General features: G+C 66.9%; 20 protein-coding genes. 7 read left to right on the forward strand and 13 right to left on the reverse strand.

The features are described from left to right. Positions 1 to 119 precede the first annotated feature (119 nt). Entirely contained in the window at positions 120 to 1,502 is a 1,383-nt protein-coding gene (locus IEY55_RS32775) for a glycosyltransferase (protein WP_308424744.1), read from the reverse strand. Then, positions 1,415 to 2,650, reverse strand: coding sequence for an aminotransferase class I/II-fold pyridoxal phosphate-dependent enzyme (locus tag IEY55_RS11015; RefSeq protein WP_189056692.1), 1,236 nt, complete (start codon positions 2,648 to 2,650; stop codon positions 1,415 to 1,417). The genes IEY55_RS32775 and IEY55_RS11015 overlap by 88 nt, the downstream gene beginning before the upstream one ends. Positions 2,651 to 3,082: 432 nt before the next feature. Between IEY55_RS11015 and IEY55_RS11020 the strand changes: the two genes are divergently transcribed. The 4 genes from IEY55_RS11020 (at position 3,083) to IEY55_RS11035 (ending at position 7,484) form a co-directional block, all read left to right on the forward strand. Next, positions 3,083 to 3,388 carry an acyl carrier protein gene (locus IEY55_RS11020; protein ID WP_229686270.1) on the forward strand — a complete coding sequence of 102 codons (306 nt, stop codon included), beginning with the start codon at positions 3,083 to 3,085 and terminating at the stop codon, positions 3,386 to 3,388. Between the two features lie 103 nt (positions 3,389 to 3,491). Continuing rightward, on the forward strand, positions 3,492 to 5,252 hold the full coding sequence (locus tag IEY55_RS11025; RefSeq protein WP_189056696.1) for an AMP-binding protein: 1,761 nt from the start codon (positions 3,492 to 3,494) through the stop codon (positions 5,250 to 5,252). A gap of 115 nt (positions 5,253 to 5,367) precedes the next feature. After that, a complete protein-coding gene (locus IEY55_RS11030; RefSeq protein WP_189056698.1) occupies positions 5,368 to 6,390 on the forward strand; it encodes a MupA/Atu3671 family FMN-dependent luciferase-like monooxygenase in 1,023 nt (340 codons plus the stop codon). 86 nt (positions 6,391 to 6,476) lie between these two features. Then, positions 6,477 to 7,484, forward strand: a complete 1,008-nt coding sequence (locus IEY55_RS11035; protein ID WP_189056700.1) for an NAD-dependent epimerase/dehydratase family protein — start codon at positions 6,477 to 6,479, stop codon at positions 7,482 to 7,484. 71 nt (positions 7,485 to 7,555) lie between these two features. Here IEY55_RS11035 and IEY55_RS11040 read toward each other — a convergent pair whose 3' ends face one another. The 3 genes from IEY55_RS11040 to IEY55_RS11050 all read right to left on the reverse strand — a co-directional run bounded on the left by IEY55_RS11040 (position 7,556) and on the right by IEY55_RS11050 (position 11,380). Then, on the reverse strand, positions 7,556 to 8,716 hold the full coding sequence (locus IEY55_RS11040) for a GNAT family N-acetyltransferase (protein WP_189056702.1): 1,161 nt from the start codon (positions 8,714 to 8,716) through the stop codon (positions 7,556 to 7,558). Positions 8,717 to 8,782: 66 nt separating this feature from the next. Then, positions 8,783 to 10,564: a hydroxysqualene dehydroxylase gene (locus IEY55_RS11045; RefSeq protein ID WP_189056703.1), complete on the reverse strand. Its 1,782-nt coding sequence runs from the start codon at positions 10,562 to 10,564 to the stop codon at positions 8,783 to 8,785. A 177-nt stretch (positions 10,565 to 10,741) separates the two neighbouring features. Next, a complete protein-coding gene (locus tag IEY55_RS11050; protein ID WP_189056705.1) occupies positions 10,742 to 11,380 on the reverse strand; it encodes a response regulator transcription factor in 639 nt (212 codons plus the stop codon). 275 nt (positions 11,381 to 11,655) lie between these two features. On the opposite strand from IEY55_RS11050, the gene IEY55_RS11055 reads away from it, so the two are divergent. Continuing rightward, a complete protein-coding gene (locus IEY55_RS11055) occupies positions 11,656 to 11,913 on the forward strand; it encodes a P-loop NTPase family protein (protein WP_189056707.1) in 258 nt (85 codons plus the stop codon). Here IEY55_RS11055 and IEY55_RS11060 read toward each other — a convergent pair. The 6 genes from IEY55_RS11060 to IEY55_RS11085 are packed head-to-tail and all read right to left on the reverse strand — an operon-like array spanning position 11,870 to position 17,150. Continuing rightward, positions 11,870 to 13,054: a WXG100 family type VII secretion target gene (locus IEY55_RS11060; protein WP_189056709.1), complete on the reverse strand. Its 1,185-nt coding sequence runs from the start codon at positions 13,052 to 13,054 to the stop codon at positions 11,870 to 11,872. The genes IEY55_RS11055 and IEY55_RS11060 overlap by 44 nt on opposite strands. A gap of 52 nt (positions 13,055 to 13,106) precedes the next feature. Then, positions 13,107 to 13,622 carry a YbaB/EbfC family nucleoid-associated protein gene (locus IEY55_RS11065; protein ID WP_229686262.1) on the reverse strand — a complete coding sequence of 172 codons (516 nt, stop codon included), beginning with the start codon at positions 13,620 to 13,622 and terminating at the stop codon, positions 13,107 to 13,109. 16 nt (positions 13,623 to 13,638) lie between these two features. Then, entirely contained in the window at positions 13,639 to 14,409 is a 771-nt protein-coding gene (locus tag IEY55_RS11070) for an ESX secretion-associated protein EspG (protein WP_189056710.1), read from the reverse strand. Next, positions 14,402 to 16,174 (reverse strand): PPE domain-containing protein, encoded by a 1,773-nt coding sequence (locus tag IEY55_RS11075; protein WP_189056712.1) that lies wholly within the window; start codon positions 16,172 to 16,174, stop codon positions 14,402 to 14,404. The genes IEY55_RS11070 and IEY55_RS11075 overlap by 8 nt, the downstream gene beginning before the upstream one ends. Positions 16,175 to 16,194: 20 nt before the next feature. Further along, complete coding sequence (locus IEY55_RS11080) at positions 16,195 to 16,701, reverse strand: DUF3558 family protein (protein WP_189056714.1); 507 nt, start codon at positions 16,699 to 16,701, stop codon at positions 16,195 to 16,197. Then, entirely contained in the window at positions 16,698 to 17,150 is a 453-nt protein-coding gene (locus tag IEY55_RS11085; RefSeq protein WP_189056716.1) for a hypothetical protein, read from the reverse strand. Before IEY55_RS11085 ends, IEY55_RS11080 begins: the two co-directional genes overlap by 4 nt. 339 nt (positions 17,151 to 17,489) lie before the next feature. On the opposite strand from IEY55_RS11085, the gene IEY55_RS11090 reads away from it, so the two are divergent. Further along, complete coding sequence (locus IEY55_RS11090; protein ID WP_189056718.1) at positions 17,490 to 18,134, forward strand: class I SAM-dependent methyltransferase; 645 nt, start codon at positions 17,490 to 17,492, stop codon at positions 18,132 to 18,134. 173 nt (positions 18,135 to 18,307) lie between these two features. Here IEY55_RS11090 and IEY55_RS11095 read toward each other — a convergent pair whose 3' ends face one another. Beyond that, positions 18,308 to 18,550: an SHOCT domain-containing protein gene (locus IEY55_RS11095; protein WP_229686263.1), complete on the reverse strand. Its 243-nt coding sequence runs from the start codon at positions 18,548 to 18,550 to the stop codon at positions 18,308 to 18,310. Between the two features lie 529 nt (positions 18,551 to 19,079). On the opposite strand from IEY55_RS11095, the gene IEY55_RS11100 reads away from it, so the two are divergent. Then, positions 19,080 to 19,538, forward strand: coding sequence for a DUF4142 domain-containing protein (locus IEY55_RS11100; RefSeq protein ID WP_189056720.1), 459 nt, complete (start codon positions 19,080 to 19,082; stop codon positions 19,536 to 19,538). Positions 19,539 to 20,282: 744 nt separating this feature from the next. On the opposite strand, the gene IEY55_RS11105 is transcribed toward IEY55_RS11100, so the two are convergent. Next, on the reverse strand, positions 20,283 to 20,582 hold the full coding sequence (locus IEY55_RS11105; RefSeq protein ID WP_189056722.1) for a hypothetical protein: 300 nt from the start codon (positions 20,580 to 20,582) through the stop codon (positions 20,283 to 20,285). Between the last annotated feature and the right edge of the window lie 37 nt (positions 20,583 to 20,619).

Consider the following 20,619-nt stretch of genomic DNA (forward strand, 5'->3'; position numbering starts at 1 on the left):
CGCTCAGGCAACAAGTCCCGGAAAGCGGCTGTGCGAACGGGCCGCTGCCAGAAGCCGCAGACACTCGGTCCCAAGTGAGCCAAGCAGACGCAGACGTCGCTGGGGTCAATATCAGGATGTCAGGTTCGTTGAGCGTCGGATTGGGCCCTGCGGCGTGCGGCGAGGGCGTATATCTCACGCATGTCGTTGGCGTAGCGGCTCGGAGTGTGGCTTCGTGCGCGTCGCCGGGCCTTCTCTCCGAGAGCCCGGGCTTCCGCAGGGTTGGTGAGCAGGCGCAACAACACCTCGGCATACGTGTCGGGATTCGGTTCCGCGTACGCGGTCGCACCGGCCAGCGGCCCGTACTTATGCAGTTCCAGATCAGCGAGGACCGTCGGTACCCCGGCGAGCGCGGCCTCCTGGTGGGTCAGTCCCTGGGTGTCGGTGAGAGAAGGGAAGGCAAACACATCGGCGGCGGCGTACGCGGCAGCAACCGTCGTTGCCGGCTGCTGGCCGATAGCTGTGACCCGGTCCGCCACCGATGCGGACATATCCCGTAGCCAACGCCACCCGTTGATCAGCCCGACGAGTACTAGCCGGGTGTCCGGCAGCCGAGCGAGCACATGGCGAAACGCGGTCACAAGGAGATCCATGTTCTTCTCCGGGCTTACCCGACCAACGAACAGCACGAGGCGGTCAGTACAGGGGATGCCGTACCGCTTCCGAAAATCGACCGCAGAGTCGGGAGTGACAGGAAGTGGAGCCAGGCCCGTTGGTACACAAGAGATCCGCTCGGCCGGGACCGGTAGCGTGACTCGTTTGAGTATTGACATGCACGGTATAACCACCGCGTCGGCATCGTGAACCAACAGACCGTTCGCCGCATCGATGACGGCGTCCAAACCCCCCGCCACGGGCGGAAGTGGCACGCGGAGTTGGTGCGCGTAGAGGCGAAGGCCCAGCCGGAGCGGCGTGACGGGTACTCGGTTCGCTGTTGCCTGGCCGTGCAGGTCAGTGTGATAAGTGTGGACGATCGGTACGTTGAGAAGACGGGCAGTGAGCACCCCGATGAGGCCAATGGGGCCGGGGGTATGTATGTGTACCAGGTCGGGCCGCCAGTCCACAATCACGGCCACATGACGTCGACTCGGCCACGCGAGTCGAAGCCCGAGTAGGCCGGTTGGAATTGCCGGCAGTTGCAGCAGGCCGGGCGCTGTGGGTAGCTGTGGATGCCTGGGAACGACCGACAGACAGTCACACCCGGTGTTGGTGAGGGCGGTGGACAGCGTGCGCAGCGAGGTGCCTACGCCACATCGCCGCGGCAGGTAGGTGTCACTGAAGTGGGCGATACGACGTGGGTCCGAGCCGTTGCCCGGCACGCGGCCCAACTCGGACACGCACTGATCGCCCACGAGCATCGAGTGTCGACGCCGGCCTAGACCGAACATGCCATCTTCACCCGTTCGAAACTGATGGGTGGTGTTGACGGGATGAAACCCAGCCGCCTGCCCACCGCGGTGCATTCCTCGATGATCCGATCGATGTGCTGGTCGGTGTGTAGGGCGGAGAGCGTAATTCTGATCACTGCCGTGCCTTCTGGTGCAGCAGGTGGGAGCACGGCGTTCACGAAGATTCCTGCGGCGAACAGCTCGGACCAGAACCGCAGACATTCCAGCTTGCTACCCGCCCGGACCGGAACCACCGGTGTGACGGAGTCACCAGTGTTGAAGCCGACGGCACGCAGGCCGTTGTTGAGCTGCTCGGCCACCTGGAAGGCACGACGGCGCCGTTCCGGTTCTGACTCGAGGATCCGCAACGCGGCGAGCGCCGCCGCGACGTTGGCCGGTGGCAGCGACGCGGCGAAGACAATCGATCGCGCGTGGTGGCGCGCGTAGTCGATGACCTCGGCGGGGCCGGCGAAGACACCACCCAACGAACCAAAACACTTGGACAGTGTGGTGATGACCAGGTCAACCTGCTCCTCGACGCCGAAATGCTCGGCTACGCCACGACCCCGCTCCCCAAGGAGACCGACATCGTGTGCGCCATCCACTACCACCCGGGCGCTGTGCATCTGGGCGAGCTTGACGATCTGCGGGAGATCGCAGATGTCCCCGCCCATCGAGAACGCTCCGTCGGTGATGATCAAACGGCTTCCCGCCGACTCCGTGGTCTCCAGCAGGTGCCGAAGGTGAGCCATGTCGTTGTGCCGGTAGCGCCGGTGCTTGCTGGCGCCGAGCTGTACGGCGTCCACCAGGGACGCGTGGTTGTGTCGGTCCGCGAACACCACGGAGTCCCGGTCCAGCAGTGCCGCCACCGCGAGGTTCGTCTGGAAGCCCGTGGTGACCACGACCGCTGCCGACCGGCCGAGGAACCGCGCCATCTCCGACTCCAGTTCCTCGTGCAGGGTGAGCGTGCCGTTGAGCAGCCGTGAGCCCGAGCACGATGTACCGAACCGGGCGAGGGCTCGAGCCGCGGCGTCGATGACCCGTGGGTCGCACGACAGCCCCAGATAGTCGTTCGAGCCGGCCATGATCAGGCGCCGACCGTCCACCTCCACCTCGGTTCCGTCCTGTCGGCTGGCGATGGAGCGGAAGTAGGGATAGATCGCGGGGTCCAACTGTGCTCGATAGGCTGACCAGGCGCGGCACCGACCGAAGATGTCAGTCATGCGATCCTCCTTCTTCACCGGAACCGGTTGGTGATCGCGCTGCTACGCCCTGTGGATGATCGCGCACGTTGGACTCCGGCGCGACTCACACACCGGTGTGTACACCCCGCCGATGTACCGGCTGTGACCGCGGGTGCAGGAGCGCTCCCCGTGCCCAGCTTCGTCGCGTTGGCTACAGCAGAACGTGTGCTCGCCCTGCCCCCAAGCTCGTGGCACCGTGTCCCTGGTCGCTTCCCTGAAGGGGTGAAGATTGGCACCTGACGGGGATTCCTCCACGATGCCGGTTGAGTGTCTGGTTACCGTGCCTTACCACGTGCCGGTGTCTACTCAGACAACAGCGCGGATTCCTGGGCGTCGGCACGGAACGAAGCCGGCCGGCCCGGGTCGACGTTGGCCGGTAAGGTGCCGACCCGCGGAGGTGAAGGGGTGGAAATGGCCGACCAGCCTTCGAATCCTCCAACGCCGCACCTGACCGTGTCCAGGGCCAAGCAGATACTTGCTCACCGGTTGAACATCGACGCCCGTCATCTGGACGACGAGATGACCATCGAGGAACTCGGCCTTGACTCCATGGTGCTCACCGAGTTCGTCGTTGCCCTGGAGAACGTGATCGGCGCGCAGTTGGACACCCAGCTTCTCGCCGAGCGCGTGACGCCGTCGATGCCGCTCCAGGCCTTGCTCGCGGTGATCACCGATGCTGTCGAACGCGCCGTTGAGCAGACGGAGGTCGCATCGTGAGCACAGGGCTGAGACCGCGGGGCGGGCGACTTCGGGTGTCCGGACCGGCTACGCCCAGCTAGTGCCGACCCCGGCTACGGAGCAGAAGGCGAGGAACCGGTAGATGGCTGCGTGCATGGACGGCACGAACCGCAGCATGGATGCCCCAACTCCGCACGCCACCCTCGTCGACGCCGTGCGGCACCATGCCACCAGCGGCGCACCGGGTTCGATCGAAACCAGTGGGTCAGACGCTGGCCAACTCAGCTACCCGAGCTTCTGGGCGCGTGCCCTGCGTTGCGCCCAGGAACTCCACGCTCGGGGGGTACAGCCGGGAGACCGGGTGGCGATCGACACCAGCACGTCGATGGACCTCATGGTCTCCCTTGTCGGCGTGCTCGCAGCCGGTGGCGTACTCGTTCCGCTGCAGCGGGTCAGGAGCATCAGCAGCCATGACCATCGCATGGCCGTCAGCGCGGTTTCCCTCAGCCGCGCACGCTGGTGCCTGGCTTCTGCCGGTAGGACAGACGTGTACCGATCGGTGTTCGAGGCGGCAGGCTCGGCCGCAACGGTGATACCACTGCCCGAAGTAGCCGGGGTGCTGTCGCCACCATCGCCAGAGCAGCCCGTTGAACTCGACGTGAACCAACCCGCGTTGATCCAGTTCAGCTCAGGCAGCACCTCCGCCCCCAAGGGCATAGTCCTCACCCACCGCAATGTTGCGACGAATCTGGCAGGCCTCACCGGACGGCTCGGTCTGGGCCACGCCGACCGCACCGTCAGCTGGCTTCCCTTCTCCCATGACATGGGACTACTCGGCTGCTTCGGCACTACCCTCTATGGAGGGGCCGCTCTGCGTGTCATGGACCCATGGACGTTTATCCGACGTCCGGAACAGTGGATCTCGGAGCTTTCCCAGTTCAGGGCAACCCACACGTCCAGCCCAGTTTTCGGCTACGCCATGGTGGTCAGACGGCTCCACTCCGGACTCGACAGGCTTGCACGATGCGACTTGTCCGGACTGCGTGCGGCCATCATCGGTGCCGAGACAATTGCTCCCGAGCTGTGTGATGAGTTCGAGGATCTCCTAGCGCCGCTGGGACTTCAACGCCACACCCTGATACCCGCCTACGGACTGGCGGAGAACTGTGTTGGGGTCGCGGTGCGCACCCCACGTACTCCCAGCACGCTGCGGCAGTTCGATCGTCAGACGATGTTGGTGGGTCACCCGGTCTCCACGACGAGCAGCACCGGTAATGGACATCCCGTCCTCATCGGCCACGGCGCCCCGCTCCCGGGAACCTCCGTACGCGTTCTCTCCGAGGCCGGACAGGTGCTGGACGAGGGTGAGGTCGGTGAACTGTACATCGGTGGACAGTCAGCCGCGCGCTCTGTGATCAACTCCTCCGGACAGGAACATCCCGTTAGGGAGGACGGGCTGGTTCCCACCGGTGACCTTGGTGTGATGGTCGACGGCGAAGTCTTCGTCGTCGGCCGGATCAAGGAGGTCTTCAAACACGACGGCCGGATCTTCGCGCCCCCGGACCTGGAGGCTGCGGTCCTGGCGGCTCGGCCGGATGGGGTGACCGCAGCGGTGGTGGTAGCTGCCAAGGACTCCGACCATATGGCCGAGTCCGTACTCGTGTTCCTGGAGGCACGCCGCGGCACCACGCCCGCCGATGCGGCGGCGGCCGCACGTCTCACCCTGCTTCGGGAGTTTCACATTCGTGCTCGGGACGTGTTTGTTGGGCCGCCTGGGTCGGTGCCCAGGACAACGAGCGGCAAGGCGAAGCGTTCCGCTCTGGCCGCCGCCTACCTGGCGGGCGACATCGAGGACGCTTACCCCGTCCGGCGCGTTGTCATCGAAGAGCACCAACAGGAATAACTGTAGCCTGCCAGGGCGCTGCGGTCACCGGCCTGGCGAGCACGTCGCACGGCTGGCCGCGTGCGAACAGGGTTTCTGCCCGAGATCCTCGAACAGAAGGGGTGTGTGGCCGACCATGGATTTCAGCTTGTTGTACTTTGCCAACAGGGAGGTCACCGATCCTCCGGAGGAGTACGACCTGCTCGTGGAGACGGCGCGGTTCGCCGACGAGCACGAGTTCACCGCGTTGTGGTTGCCCGAACGCCACTTCCATCCATTCGGCGGGGCATACCCCAACCCGGCATTGGCCGCCGCGGCGCTGGCATCGACCACCCGACGGATACGGCTTCGAGCCGGCAGCGTCGTGTTGCCCTTGCACGACCCGCTCACCGTCGTCGAGGACTGGTCCTTCGTGGACAACCTCTCGCGCGGTCGAGTCGACCTCGCGCTGGCGACCGGTTGGAACGCCAACGACTTCGTGCTCGCCCCCGATCGGTACGACGATCGCCGTCACCACACTCTGGACGGCGTCTCGGTCATCTGTGACCTGTGGAAGGGCAAGAAGCTGAACCGGCGCAACGGTTACGGTGACGACGTCGAGATACTCACCTACCCTCGGCCCATGCAGCAGGAGCTGAACGTCTGGCTCACCTGCACCGCCAACCCGGCGTCTTTCGAACAGGCCGGCGCCCGTGGCCTCAATGTGCTGACCGGGCTGCTGTTCCAGAGCGTTGACGCCCTGAGACCGAAGATCACAGCATACCGGTCCGCGCGGGAGCGGCATGGGCACGACCCGGCTACCGGGCGGGTCACCCTCATGGTGCACACCTTCGTCGGCGAAAGTGATGAGGCCGCACGCAAAGTGGTGTACAAGCCCTTCCGGGACTACCTCAGCTCCTCCATCGACCTCTGGCAGCATGAGTGCCGGAACCTCGGTGAGGTGGACCGGGAGCGCATGCTCGACTTCGCTTTCGAGCGGTACTTCCGTACCGCGGCGCTTTTCGGGTCGGTGTCCACGTGCGTCGACTTTGTCCATAAGCTCACCGAGATCGGGGTCGACGAGGTGGCCTCACTCGTGGACTTCGGTGTGGCAGGAGAGACGGTCCTGGCTGCTCTGCCCCGCCTCGACCAGGTTCGGCAGCAGGTACAGAACCGGTAGGACCACGTAGGACCACATCGTGTTGTGCCTGGGCGTCGGCGTCGCAGCTGGCGAACCAGAGCTGTCCTGATGCCTCGAGGGACACCATGCATTTTCTGATCACCGGCACGACAGGGTTCATCGGCCAGCAGCTCGCACGACAGGTCGTCGAGCGTGGGCACACGTTCGCTGCACTGGTTCGCGATCCGCAACTGCACGAGGCGCGCGAGTTGCCCGCGATCCGGTCCGTCAAGGGAGATCTGACCACGGGTGAAGGACTGGTAGAGGCATTGCGTGGGGTCGACTGCGTGGTGCACCTGGCTGCGTGCAAGACCGGTGACACAGTCAGGTTGTTCCGAGTCAATGCGGTGGGGAGTCGGAGACTTTATGCGGCGGTGGCAGTGATGTCCCCAGCACCGAGGGTGGTGTACTGCTCGTCGCTGGCCGCCGCTGGCCCAGCTCGTGCCGGCCACCCGCGACGAGAGGAGCAACCACCCGCTCCACTCTCGCCGTACGGCCGGAGCAAACTCGCGGGGGAACAGGCACTGCGCGCCGTATCTGATCGGGTGGCGGGCGTCGTGGTGCGTCCGCCCCTTGTCTATGGTCCGGGAGACCGTGACCTTCTACCTCCCCTGATCGCCATGGTTCGTCGACATGTGTTCCTCACGTGTGGGGCAGGAGCACGCCTGTACTCCCTCATCCACGTCGACGATCTCTGCCGTGCTCTACTCGCAGCGGCCGAACGGGGTCGTACGTTGAGCCGAGAAAACCTCACCGCCGGCGTCTATACCGTCTCCGATGGAGTTGAGCACGACGCGAGGGACATTGGTGCCGAACTGGCCCGAGCCCTGAGCCGACGCCCGCCACGTCTGGTGCGGGTTCCGGCGGGAGTTGCCTGGCTGGGTGCGGCTGCGGCTGAGCTTCTGCTGAGCCGGAATGGCTGGCGCCCCGTCATCAATCGCGACACGATCCGCGAGGCGCGGTGCGAAGCGTGGACCTGCACGATCGACCGCGCTGTGCGCGACTTGCAGTTCCAGCCCGAGATACGGCTTCGTGAGGGGCTTCGGCGCACCTTGGAGGACCCGTCGATGCAGCGGTACTCGGCGAACCGCTGATCCAGTACTATCCGTGCGTCGTCGCACTGTTGCGACCGCCTATGGAAGATCGCGGGTCGGGAGCATCGCCCTCAGACCCAGTTGGCGATGTCACCGCGATAGATCCTGGAACGGCGACACACGATGTTTTCGGGACCAGCGACACGTTCCGCCAGCCGACGCATCCAGGTGTTCGACTCCAGGATCCAGGTGGCGTGCACGCGCCGCACATCATGCTTCGACATCATCCGGTGCCACAGCTCCGAGATCAGCACCGCTTCGATGCCGGCGAACCGGAAGCGTTGGTCGATGCCCATGAAGATGGTTTGGAACTCCCGTATTCGACGAGGCTTGCGCACCAGATGCCGCCAGCCCAGCGGCCACAGGCGGCCCCGCATCGGATGAAGGACCTGGTTGACGTCCGGAGCCGTGATCAGCACACCCGCGATCTCGCCGTCCACCTCGGCGATGACCCCGTACTCCGGCCGGTAGATCCGCCGGAACTCCCGCGCGACCTCCCAGAACTCGTCCGGGTCCTGCGGAAGGAAATCCCAGTTGTCCACCCAGGTGCGGTTGTAGAACTCGACGATCGTGCGCACCTCGTTCTCCAGGTCCGCGGTCCGGACCTCCCGGACCACCAGTCCGGCGAGCCGTCGCTTCGCCTGATCAGCGAGCTGGTGCACCTGAGGGTAGTCGTCCGCGAGAGATATCGTGAGCCGCAACAAGTCCTGTATGGGGGAGAGCCCGACCTGCGCCAGGAGATCGGGATAGTACGGCAGGTTGTACGGTGTGCCGTACAACGGGCGTTCCGGGTCGGTGACCAGCACGCCCCGCGCGTCGGTGAGCTTGGGTGACATGGGGCCGATCACCTGTTGGGCGCCCAATCCCGACAGCCAGCTGCTGACCGCGGCGAGTAGATTCTTCGCGGCCGCAACGGACTCCACACATTCGAAGTGGGAGAAGAATCCCGTCGGCGCGTCGAAGTAGTGTGCGCTCACCGGGTCGAACCAGGCGACCGCGCGAGCCAGCGGCCTGCCCTCGGCGGAGCGAAGGATGAAGACCTCGCGGTGTCCGCGACTCAGATAGCGGTCGGTCCTGCCCAGCGCGCGAATGACGTCTTTGGGGAATGCCCGAACGGCGTAGGGATCGTCCGCGTAGATGACGTCCCACACCTTCACGAAGTCCCGGAGGTTACGTGCGTCGGTGCCGGTTGTCACCCGCAGGCCGTTGCCGTTGTGTTCGCCTGGGCCCATGAGTTGGTTCTCCCTAGACTCTGTCGCAACCGCGGATGTGCTGTCGGACCCTTCGGGAGCTTCGGCTCAACCGGTGTCGAAGCGATTGGGCAGCCCCTGTCGGTACCGGGCGAGGTCCTCTTCCTTGACCAGGTCGAGCTCCGGAGGCCGGTAGCGGGTGCGGATCGGAGCGCGGGGGTGGCTGGAGCCCATGGCGTCCAGGATGGCGTTCACGGCTTCCCGCGCTGCCTCGTTGGCGCCTTCCATGGTGGCGAGGTTCATGTTGGTGGCCACGTAGTCCGCGGCCAGCACCAGGTTGGGGATGGCCGTGCGGGCCGACGGCCGGCGCTGCCAGGAACCCACCGGGTGGATCAACAGCGGCTCCTCGTGGGTGGGACTCGGGCCGCCGAGGCCGGTGACGGCCGGGTCGAGGAACCACGTCACCAGATCGGCGTCGGTGAGGACCTGCCGGCCGGTGTCGTTGAGATGGTCCTTCAGCTGTGTCCAGGCCTCGGCGGCCACCTGCTCGGCGCTCAGCTCCCTGGCAGGCTTGCCGGACACCGGACCCGGGGTGTCCCAGTCGGAGATGACCACGGACAGCGACTCGGCGACGGTCCCGTCACCGTAGTCGGCCGGCAGGTTCCGGCCCGGCCAGAACTGCGCCTGGCTGACCGAGACCAGCGCCCAGGGCGAGTCGATGTAGAGGACGTGGCCGGGCAGGATCGGTGCCGGCCGGCGCAGGTAGTACTGAATACCGGTCATCCATTCCGTGGGCAGGGTCGCGGCTTGGACGAGCCGCGGATCAGCCGCCAGCACCTGGTCGTTCCACACCGCACGGGCCCGCTCGATCGGCATCGCGCACACGTAGAAGTCCGCGGTGATCCGCTGTCGGTCGCCCCGCGGATCGGTCACCTCGGCGGCTGCGACGCGTCCGCCGTCCATCACCAGGTCCCGCACCGTCCAGCCGACGTGGAACCGCACGCCCAGGCCACGCAGGTAGGTCTCCCACGGGTCGATCCATGCCTCGTTCGTCGGCAGATTCAGGATCCGGGTCGGCGCACCGTCGCTGCCGCGTCCCTGGATGTTGTAGAAGAACGCCTCGGCCACGGAGGCGACCGTGTGCGCGCTGGTCTCCTGGGGGCGGCTCGCGATGACGAGCCTGGTCGCACCGCTGCCGAAGAGCCGCCTGTAGTCCTCGGACATCTGCTCGGCGCGGATGAAGTCCCACCACGGCGTGTGTTCCCACTGGCCGAGCCGGCGCTCGTCACAGCTCGTCAGGTAGACGAACATCCGGTTGGCGAACGCCAGTGCCTCCGTCGGAGGCAGGTGCGCGGCGGTCTCCATGAGGGCACGCAGGTTGGCGATCAACTGCTCGGGCGTGGCCGGGACCATGGCCGGCTCGCTCATCGGAACCGACAGGTGCAGGTCCTCCCGTCCGCCTGAACGGGCCAGTGCGACCTGCGGTACGTCGACCAGGTTGCCGAACACCCCGTTCGCATTCCCTGGGAACGGAATGCGACGCAGGGTGTCGGGAAGGTTGTGGTATATCCCGAAAACCGCCCGCAGCCCATGCTCGCCCGGAAGGTCGCGCCGACCGCCCTGCCCCGTCCCGGGAACGGGAATACTTCGAGCCTTGCCACCGAGCGCCCGACGCTCGTACACCGTCACCGCGAAGTCGCGTTCGGCCAGCTCGTGGGCGGCGCTGAGCCCACCCACGCCCCCGCCGAGCACCGCGACGGTGGGCCGTGCCACCCGAGCCGCGGCCCGGGCCGGGGACCCTGACGTGCCGAGCGCGGCTGCGCCGATGACGCCCGCTGTGCCAAGGAGAAACCGCCGTCGGGTGGATCTTCCGATGTGGGATCGCTCCATCACCCGATCACCTCGCCTGTGGCGGCACAGCTTGCCGGGATCCTAGGCGCGAATGTGATCACCCACACTCCGTGGTCACTCGATCTACTGATACAGCCCGAGCTGGCGGGTGAGAGCAGGGCGCCGTCGTGGCATGGTTCGCATTGCCGAAGCTGCTGGTGTCGTTTCCGCGTCGGCTCAGATGAGGCCCTCCCGTACGGCCCAGGCGACGGCGTTGGGTCGGTTGTGAAGCCCGTGTCGGTGCAGGATCCGGTGGATGACGTTTTTCACGGTTCGCTCGGAATAGGCGAGCTTGGCCGCAATGTCCGCGGTGTTGAATCCCTCCGCCAGTAACCGAAGCGTGTCGACTTCCCTCGGCTCCAGCCGGGACAGGCCCAGCCCCCGGGAGGCCGCCAGTCGCTGTGGTTGGTGGCGGACCTGCCGTAGCAGCACACCCAGGAGATCTCCCGGAAGCTGGCCGTGACCGCTCCTCGCCGCCAGGATGGCGGCCACCAGGCGCGGCCCGGTGCTCTCAGCCCGTGGGACGAGTCCGGCAAGTCCGCACTCCACGGCGGAGAACAGCTCCTGTTCCGTGACATGGTCGGCCACGAGAACCAGCCGCGCACACCCCTGCCGGGCAATGTCACGCATCCGCATGAGGACCTCCGCACCAACCCTGTCGGTGATGATCACGATCACCTGGGCCGCGCGGACGTCGCTGCGTGGCACCAGACGAATCCCCGGCCTGTCCCGAAGCAGAGCGGTCAGGCCCGCATGGCTCACCGGATCGAATGCGTGGACGGCCACCGCAACCGTCACTGTGTCGCCCTCCTGCACAGAGTCCTCCCTGGGTGCGTGCGTTCCGAATCGGTTCCCGCCACTTCCGGACCGGTCCCTGCCGGACCGGGCTTCGGCAGTGGGGGGCCGGGCGGCGGAGCGAACGTCCAGGCGTCAGATGCGGGCCCGACCAGGTTCGACGCTAAGCGGAAGGCCGCGTCGCAGGAACCGAAGACTTTGGGCGGCCGGGCGTGACAACAATGCTTCGGTCACCGATACGTGTCGCCCGATCGGGTAATCTTCGAGCGATCTTGCGACGGGGGGAAGGGTGGGACGTGACGGCCTTCCGGGGTGGGGAGGGGACGCCGGACCGCGGGGGCCGTGTCACCGGCCGGCGCGACGAGCTGCGTCTGCTGGCCGAAGCCGGTGCCCAGGCACGCTGTGGTGCGGGCCAGCTGATCCTGGTCATGGGGCCGACCGGGATCGGTCGGACGTGGCTGCTCTCGGTGGCTCGGCAGCACTGGTCGGATTCCGGGCTGCTGGTACGACTCAGCCAGCCCACCGTGGCGGACGAGACGACGCCGTGTCCCTGACCCACTGGTGCATGCGCCGGGCGTCGGCGAGTTCCTGCACGGTGGGTTGTCGGCCGTTGTCGGCCGAACGCGGAACCGCCCGCGTCGGAGTCGAGTTCGCGGGCGAACGCGAACCGGTGGGAACGTCGTTGACGGGGTTCACCGTCGGAATCTCGCTGACCCGGTGCATCGGGTGGAACGGCGCGCGGGGCTCGGGATCCGGGGCAATACCGAACCTGGGCAGATCACTCACCGCAGCAGGGGAGACCACCGGTGGGCCAACAGGATCGGCCACCGTGGGATTGACGCTTGGCAGATCCGCCGACTCGGCCAGCAGGGCGGCGACACCCTCCGCGCCCTCTGCGGCACTTCCCGCCTGCTGAACGGCGTTGGCCGCGCTGGCGAACCGGTCGAGCCCGGCGACCAACCGGGACATGATCTCGCCGAGCTGGCCGAGCCGGGCGCCCTGCCGGGCCAGCGCCGCCGTCAGCTTGGCGATCTTTGCACCGATCTTCGCGGCGAGGGTGGTCGCCCGGCCGACCGCATAGCCGATGTATCCGGCGATCGAGGCGCCGAACGTGAAGACTGCCGTCGCGGCCGCAACGAGTGCCCCGGTGATGAGCTCACCGATCAGCGTCGAGATCAGGTCACGCATGATCTCCCGCAGCGTGACCACCAGGTTTCCCGAGATCGACACCACGGTTCCCGCACCGCCGACCGCCTTGGCCAACGAGCTCATCTCACCGGACAGCCGGTCCATGCTGGACCGGAACGACTCGGCCGCCGCGCCGTCCCAACCCTGGAATCCGAAGAGTGCCGTGCGGTGTTGCTCGGCGACTTCCAGGACCTCCCGGGCGATCGTGCGGATCTCGTCGGTGGTCGCCTGGATCGCGACCGGATCGCCCATCAACCGGTCCAGCGGTTCCCGCAGGAAGCTGACGTGCTCCAGCAGCCAGCCGACGCCAGCGGAGAGAAGACCGGAAAGCGGGTTCATCGCGAACGACGCCACATCCGCCGCGGAGCCGAGCACACCGACCGCAACGCCCAGTGCCTTCTCGCCCTCAGTGGCCGACTCGTCCTCGATCGTCTGCACCAGACCGTTGAAGGTGTCGACGATCCCGGCTCCGCTCGACCAGTTGTCGCCAACGTCGACGACGCTCATAGCTGCTTCATCCTGTCGTGATCATCGTGGAGTTGGGGAAGGCGCACACCGGTCACCACAGGTCGACGTCATCGTCGTCATCCGGTTCCTGGCGGTGCGGCCGCGGTGCCGGTCGGGTCTGCGGGGTACTCGGTGGCGTGTTGGGTGGGAAGACGGCGCTCGGCGTCGATGGGGTCGGTGCGGTCGTGGAGGGGTCCTGGTGCGTGGCCAGTTCCCGCTCGTCGGCCTCGTCGAGTTCGGGCAGGTGACTGGTGAGCATGCTCATGGCCTCGGTGCCCGCCCCTATGGGGGCGAACGCCTCGGCCACCTTGTGCGCCGCCAACCGTTGTCCCTGCCGCACCGTTTCCATGATCATCGCCGTCAGCCGCGCGGGCCCGGCCTCGCACGCGCGGTGGCCCAGAACCAGGTTCTGCAAGCCGCCGTTGGGCGCCACGGTGACCGTGACCGACTCGTCCGGCGAGCTCACGGTCGTGGTCGCGGTGGCGAGGTTCTCCTGAAGCTCCTGAGACTGCTGCTGCAGGGTCTGGACGCGTGCCTGGAAGTCCGCCAGCCACTGGTCTTGGTCCACGGTCACCTCGGTCGGATCAGGCTTGCGCGGCGGCAAGCAGGGTGTCGATACGGGCGGCCAACCGGGCGCTGTCGGTTGGGGCGATGCTGAGCCAGGTGCCGTCGGGTACGGCCAGATAGCGGCCACGGTCGGTATCGAACCAGCTGACCACGGACCCACATCGGTATCGGTCGCTGCGGTAGGGCTCGGAGCGGCTGACGCCGAACTGGCCACCGGCGACCCGCGACGCGGCCAGGTCGACCAGCTCGCGGGACTCTCGCCGCGCGACCCCGGCGTGCACCAACGCCGAACGCTCGTCCCGGTCCGGATCGGCGAAGGGTTCGTCCCGGTCGATGGCTTGTGAGAACGCGGCCAACGGCACCGTCATCGCGTGGCCGTCGCCGGCTGGTCGGCTCGGCAGCAGGCCGACCACGGCGGAAGCCAACCCGGTGGTGCGGATGGCCGAGATCCCAGCCACGTCACCGTCGAGCACAACCAACGCTGCGCTCATACCGTCCGTGGCGGCCACCGCACGCAGTGGACGATCGGTGTAGCCGACGACGTCAAGCACCAGATGTGGCTTCGACAGCACCGAAAGCAGGTCCTCGAGGTCGGGCTCCAACCGGCCCCGCTGCAGCAGGCCATCTGCGGTGAGGTCGGCGTGCACGGCGTCGCGGAGCGCGGCCCGTTCCGCCATGGTGCGTCCATGGCTCTGCAGGTCCACCGGGTAGGGCATGGTTCCCAGTTCGCGGTCGTGCCAAACGATATCCAGCGCGGCGGTGGTCAGCCTGAAGTCGTGCTCAGCCATCGCTCTTCGGCCTCTGGTGGTAATCCCGCTTCTTGAAGGTCACCCCGATGACTGCTGGTGGCAGATGGTCGACATCGGCTTCGAAGAGGTCGTCGCCCTTGAGGTAGCCCGGCGCGCGGTGTTCCTTGTCCTCCTCACCGCGATAACCGACGCCCCCGCCGCCGGCGCCCATCGGAGGTGTGGTGCCGGGTCGGGAACCATTGCCGGGCATCGCCGACGCGCCGGTCGGGCCGAAACCCGCCATGCGGGCTTCGACGCCCCGTGCGGCCGTGGTCCCGCCGGGAGCCATTGGTCCGGAACCGCGTCCATACTCGCCAGAAGGATCGCTGGACAGAGCCTCGAATCCGGCACCTGACCGGAAGCCAGCTCCACCTCGCGCACCACCGAAACCGGTACCCCCGGCGGTGGCACCCTGGGCCATTCCCCCCGACCCGGTGCCCGGCCGGACGCCGGGTTCGTCCCCGAAGCCCGGGCCACGCATGCCCGTTCCGGTTCGCCAATTCGGTGTGTTTGGCATGTTGGGCCGGCTGGCCGAGGAGGAATGCCCACCGGAACCGGTATTCGTCGCGTTCGGGTACTTGGGGGACGTGGGGTTCGTCGTGCCCTGCCAAGGGTTGGCATTCGGAACCTGTGGTGCTCCGCCGTAGCTCGCAGGGCCGTAGCTCGGTACCTCGGGGATAACGGGGTTCGGCAGGTTCGACAGATGGTTCGACGGGGGGAAGCGCACGGTGTCGTGGACGCCACCACTCACCGGCATGAAGCCACTGGGCGCCGTGCTGTTGGCGTTCGGGAGGGTGCTGCCCGTGAACTGCGGAGATGTGGCTGCGGGCCGAGAGTGGCTGAAGTCCTGGTTGCCGTAAGCGGTACCGCCGCTGGGCGATCCGCCTATCCCCGTGCCCGCTGTCGGGTCGACAACATGGGGTGCATTGACGAACTGCGGCCGGACGTCACCGTGACCTGCTGCATCTCCGGTGTTGCCCGCGCCGTCTTCGGTGCTGCCGGCGCCATATTCGCCGCTGCCAGCACTCCATGGGGAGGCAACGGACACCTCGGACGAGACGCTGCCCTCGTTTTCGGTTCCCGGTGCGGAAAAAGCAGGAAATCGATCTGCCTCGATCCTGCCCAGCGTGGTGTCGCCCTGATCCTGGGTCCCTACCAACCGCATTGGCGTACGTGCCTCGTCGACAACCGTAGGCGGCGGCGCGAACAGGGGAGTGGTGGCGTCAACTGTCCGCGACTGCTGTTCCATCGCGACCATCACGTCGATCGCGTGCTGGTGTGCCGCGTTCGCGGCCGCCTGCCTGGCCTGGAGATCCTGGGTGAGGGCTTGGAAGGCGGCCAGGTCACCGTTCGTTCGGGGACCGAACCGCGCCAGGGCCTGGTTGTAGTCGAAGTCGACCGGCTCCGGCATGGTCGCCCTGGCCTGTTCGGCGATCTGGGCCTGGTTGGCGACTTTCGCGCCCATCTGGTGCGCGTTCTGGCCGAAGGACTCGCTCCAGGTGGCCAGCCGCATCATTGCCGCACGGGCGGCGTCGGGCGCGCTGCCCTGCCATCCGCTTTCGGTTCCGTTGACGCGCTGGGCGAACTGCGGCGAGGAGGTGATCATCTCGTTGGCGAGGTCGGTCCACTCCTGCGCCAGCGAGTAGGCCTGGCCCGGGTCGTTGCCGTCGTGCACCGCCCGGTAAAGCTCGCGGTGCGACATTGCCGCCCAGTTGGGACTGTCGGTCAGCGCCAGATCCGCCTCTGGCGTGCTCTCCAGGTACATGCCCTCTCATCTCGGATCCCTCACCGTGGCAGCCGTCGTGCCACGGACTCGGCCAACTTCCTGGCGATCGCGCAGGCCGTCGACGGCTCGCCGGCCGATCGGGTGGACGCGTCCACGGTCGCCGAACCATCGGCGCCGTACCCGATCACAACGCTGCAGGTCCGCTGGTTCGCGCCGGCCTCCTGCCGGGCCGGACGGCCCGAGATCTCCAGCGACGTGACGGTGTCCCCGGTATGCGGGCGCAGCTTCTCCGGCGCCGCGCCCGGCCCCGGGTCGAGCAGGACCCGGCCACCGACCGGACCACCGGCCCGGAACTGGCACTCCGGCTTGCCCCCGAACGTGCCTCTTCGCCCCTGCGGCAGGCCCAGGTCGGTGGCCACCGCCGGATCGACCAGATCGCAAGGGTCCGGGACGGAGCCGACCGAGCTGCTCGACGCCGGCCGCGTCACGGGAACTGCCGGCTGTGGCGCGGATGAACAGGCGCCGACCAGCATGGCCGGGAGCAGCACCAACAGCCGTCTGTTCATGTCGCGAGCCGGGTGAAGCTTTGGGCCTGCGCCTCGTCCACCTCGCGGTAGCGGCGCATCGCCTCCTCGACGGCATCGTGCGCATCGGCCAACGCGGTGCGGTACCGCTCGAGGACCGCCGTGCAGGAGTCGTCGGCACCTTCGGCCCGGTGCTGGAACTTCTCCGCCATCGCCTGACCGACCGGATTGGCGCCGAGCGGGACCCTGCGGCCCATTCCCCGGGCCCGCTCCAGCCACGCATCGGTCAGGTCGAGCTGATCACGCAGAGCACTCTTGAGCTGTTCACCGGCCGCCGGGTCGAGCACGATCTGGCCCACCCGAATGTCCTTCCTGAGCTGGCCGACCTGCTCCGCTGTCCGCTCCAGAGCAATGCTCGCCGGGGCGGGCGCCGCCGCGGCGGTGTCCCCGCTGTCTCCCACCGTCTTTTTCTCCCAGAGACACAACACCATGAACTCAGCTCATCGCACCTGTGCGGTCGACGGAGCCGAGTTGGACAAGGCGATGATCGAGGAGCGTGCGCGGTGTTTTCCAGCCCCACAGTTGATCTCGGCGCCTTGGGGCACCGATCTGCCCCTTCGGGCACGCAGGGCGGGAAAGGAAATCGGAATCCGGCTACGCGGGTCGGGACAGTGCAGGGAAAGCCCTGCCCCGAGCGGGCGCGGGACCACAGTCCGGGCGGTATCGGCTCGGTATGGGTGGGTTACGCATGCTGAGGAAGGCCGGCTGATACGGGTTCCGTCGTAGACTGGCCTCGGTGTTGTGGATGGCTCGGTGAAGGAAGGAGCCGCATGGCGTCACAGGACAGCCGCGGCGAGCGATGGCACCGCGGCTGGGACAGGCAGGCTCGCACCTATGACCGTCAGATGCGGTGGATGGACCGTGTCTTCCTCCGCGGGTCCCGGCCGTGGGCCTGCTCGCGTGCCACCGGCGACGTTCTCGAGGTGGCTGTCGGCACCGGCCTCAACCTGGCCGAGTACCCCGAGCACGTCCGGTTGACCGGAATCGATCTGAGCGAGGCGATGCTGGAGATCGCCCGTGGCCGAGCCACCGAACTGGGTCGTGAAGTCTCCCTGCTGCAGGGCAACGCGCACGAGCTGCCGTTTGCCGAGGCCACGTTCGACACCGTGGTGTGCACGCTGGGACTGTGCACGATCCCGGATCCCGACCGGGCGGTCGGGGAGATGCGGCGGGTCCTGCGTCCCGGAGGCCGCCTCATCCTCGTCGATCACATTGCCAGTTCCGTGTGGGCGTTACGTGTGGTGCAGCGACTGATGGAGTTGGTCACGGTTCCCCTCGTAGGTGAGCACTTCCTGCGGCGGCCACTCCACCAGGTGCATGCGACCGGACTCGCAGTTGAGCACAGCCAGCGGTTCACGCTCGGCATAGTTGAACGCGTCGTCGCCCGTAAGCCGGCCGGAAACTCGTCCCGCTAGAGCCCGGTCGTCCAGGCCGAGCGGGCATCTGCACCCGTTGACCAACACCGACCAGCACCGCGACAGTCTCGGTGGACCGTGACGGCACCGGCGCCGATCACCACGGCCCGTCACGTGCTTGGGCTTCCCGCACGCCGGGTTCCGGCCGCTCATACGTGACCTCGCCCGATTGCTCAGGGTGGGGGTCGGCGGAGATCCGTCATCCGCTCCAGGTATTCCTCACGGCCGATCTCACCGAGCGCATACCGGCGTCGTAGCTCCTCCTCGGCCGGATCGGTGCCGGGGCGGCCCGGCTGGATCATGGATCGCACCAGCCAGAAGATGGCCACCACCGCAAGCACCAGCAGCACCAGCCCGAGCAGACCCCACAGCGCCATCCACCAGAACACGCCGCCCATCCCGTCCACCATGGTCATCCCTCCTTCGTCCGATCGAAGCCGAGACCGCCGCACCCCTTGATCGTGATGTCGCTCCGAGCGGCCCGGGCAGCTCCGTTGCTCGTCGGGTACCCACTCCTGAGCCAGGTGCCTTCCGGTGCGATGCCGGTGCTTGGCGCCCGAGGTCGGCGGGCCGCTCGCCCCCACGATCCAGCTTGTTCTCTGATCCCACATCTTCTGTACTGTCAATTTTGTTGTGCAAGTAAGTGCGAGAATTCGGGTGCCCGGCGAACATCCAGGTCAGGCGATGCGGGAAGGTGGCGGTGGTCGCGGTGGCACGAACGCGTGCTGGGCCGTTCGCGTGGTCCTTCCCGTGAGCTGTATAGCATTCCCGTCCCCGTGGGAATTTTCTTGGGTGTCGATTTGGTCGGCCCGAGGAGGAGATATGAGGTCGTTACGCCTTCTGGCTGCCGTCGGAATGGCCGGTGCCCTCATGATGACGGCTGTCTCCGGCGCCCAGGCGGCAGCCGCACCACAAACCACACCATCCACTTCTGCCACATCCCCGGTGAGCCATGTGGAGGGGACGGCTCGGATCTCGCACCAGGACCGGATTTTCCTGGTGAAGTTCCATCAGAGCAACCTCGCCGAGATCGTCGCCGGACGCTTGGCACAGAACAGGGCGAGCTGCACCCCGCTTCGCTACATCGGGGCCGTGTTCGTCACCGAACATGCCCGGCTCGATGCCGACCTGGTCGCGGTCGCGCTGCGCCACGGCGTGGCACTGCCCGACGCGCCGAGCGCTCGGCAGCAACAGGAACTGGACGAGATCGCGGAGAAGACCGGCCGGCACTTCGACCGAGCCTGGCTGTACCTGCAGATTGCCGGTCACCTCGAGGCGCTTCATCTCATCCAGCAGCAGCTCTGGCACGGGAAGTCCGCCGAGGTGAAGCAGTTGGCGAGTGACGCCGAGCCGCTGATCCGGCATCATCTCGCGCTGGTCCGCTGGGCGCTGACCGTGTGCTGACGGCTTTGTTCCATGCCGGCCGTGCGGGTCACACCGATCACGACAAGGGCGTGGATCCCAGATCAGGAATCCACGGGGTGTTGGGTGTTGCGCCACGGATGCGGAGTACCGGTGGCCCGTACGGTGGGCGCTGTGCTCACAGAAACCAGCACCGCCCAAAGAGCTGCCACGCGGAAAGCGGGACAGCTCTTTGGGTCTTCTCTCAGCGTCGAGTGTGTAGTGGCAAGCTCGCGAACCAGGTGTGGTCTCTGACTCCGGGTGCACCAAGGAGTCTGTCCTCGTTATCTCTTTGGGAGGCGGGCACAAGCATCGCGCGCAGAAACCTAGAACGGATTTTCATGTCAATGTCGGTGGACCCGCCGTTGTACGCCGGTGGGCGTTCCTTGAAGGAGCTGTCAGTCCAGATCCGAAGGACGACCCATCGGGGACCTCCGGGCTTGTCCCTGAGGATACCCTTGATCGTCTACACACGGTCCGGCCTGACGGGCCGACAAATCCTTCCGCTGAAGCTCCCGATCCTGTTGTTGACTCGTGTATTTGCGCAGCGGGCATCCGACACCTGTTCGCTCTGTGTCGCCTGTGCCGGCGATGCCGCCAACGGACCAACAGGCCAATCGCCGCCGCGGCACTCACCGTCACCGCAGGAAAGCCTCGAGCAGCTCCCATCGATTCCTCCAACAGTCGTCGTGGTCAGGGCATTCGCCCTGGGGATCGGTAACCGGAGCAGGGGCCGGCGCTGAGTCGCTACTCGCTGGTGCCGCGGCTGGTTGGGACCGATGCACGGCAGGTGCGAGCCTGCTCGCACAACCAGCATGTCCACGTCGCGGTCGTCTCTTCGTCAACCACGGACATGCCGCACTCGGCGCGGTATGCGACGGCCAACGTGGCTTCCGAGCGAACCAGCTCCCCGTCGATCAGCATAGGCAGGTGCAGTGCGACGTGCCCCAGCCCGGGAAGGTAACTTCGATCGACGAGATGCTGGATCTGCTCGAGAGTGCGGGCACGAATGGCCGGTCCGAGCAATGGGACATCAGCCGTGGACATGCTTGCCTCCTTCGTGTCGTGTGACAGTTTCGCGAGC

The organism is Longimycelium tulufanense (genome assembly GCF_014645795.1).
Lineage (GTDB): Bacteria > Actinomycetota > Actinomycetes > Mycobacteriales > Pseudonocardiaceae > Longimycelium > Longimycelium tulufanense.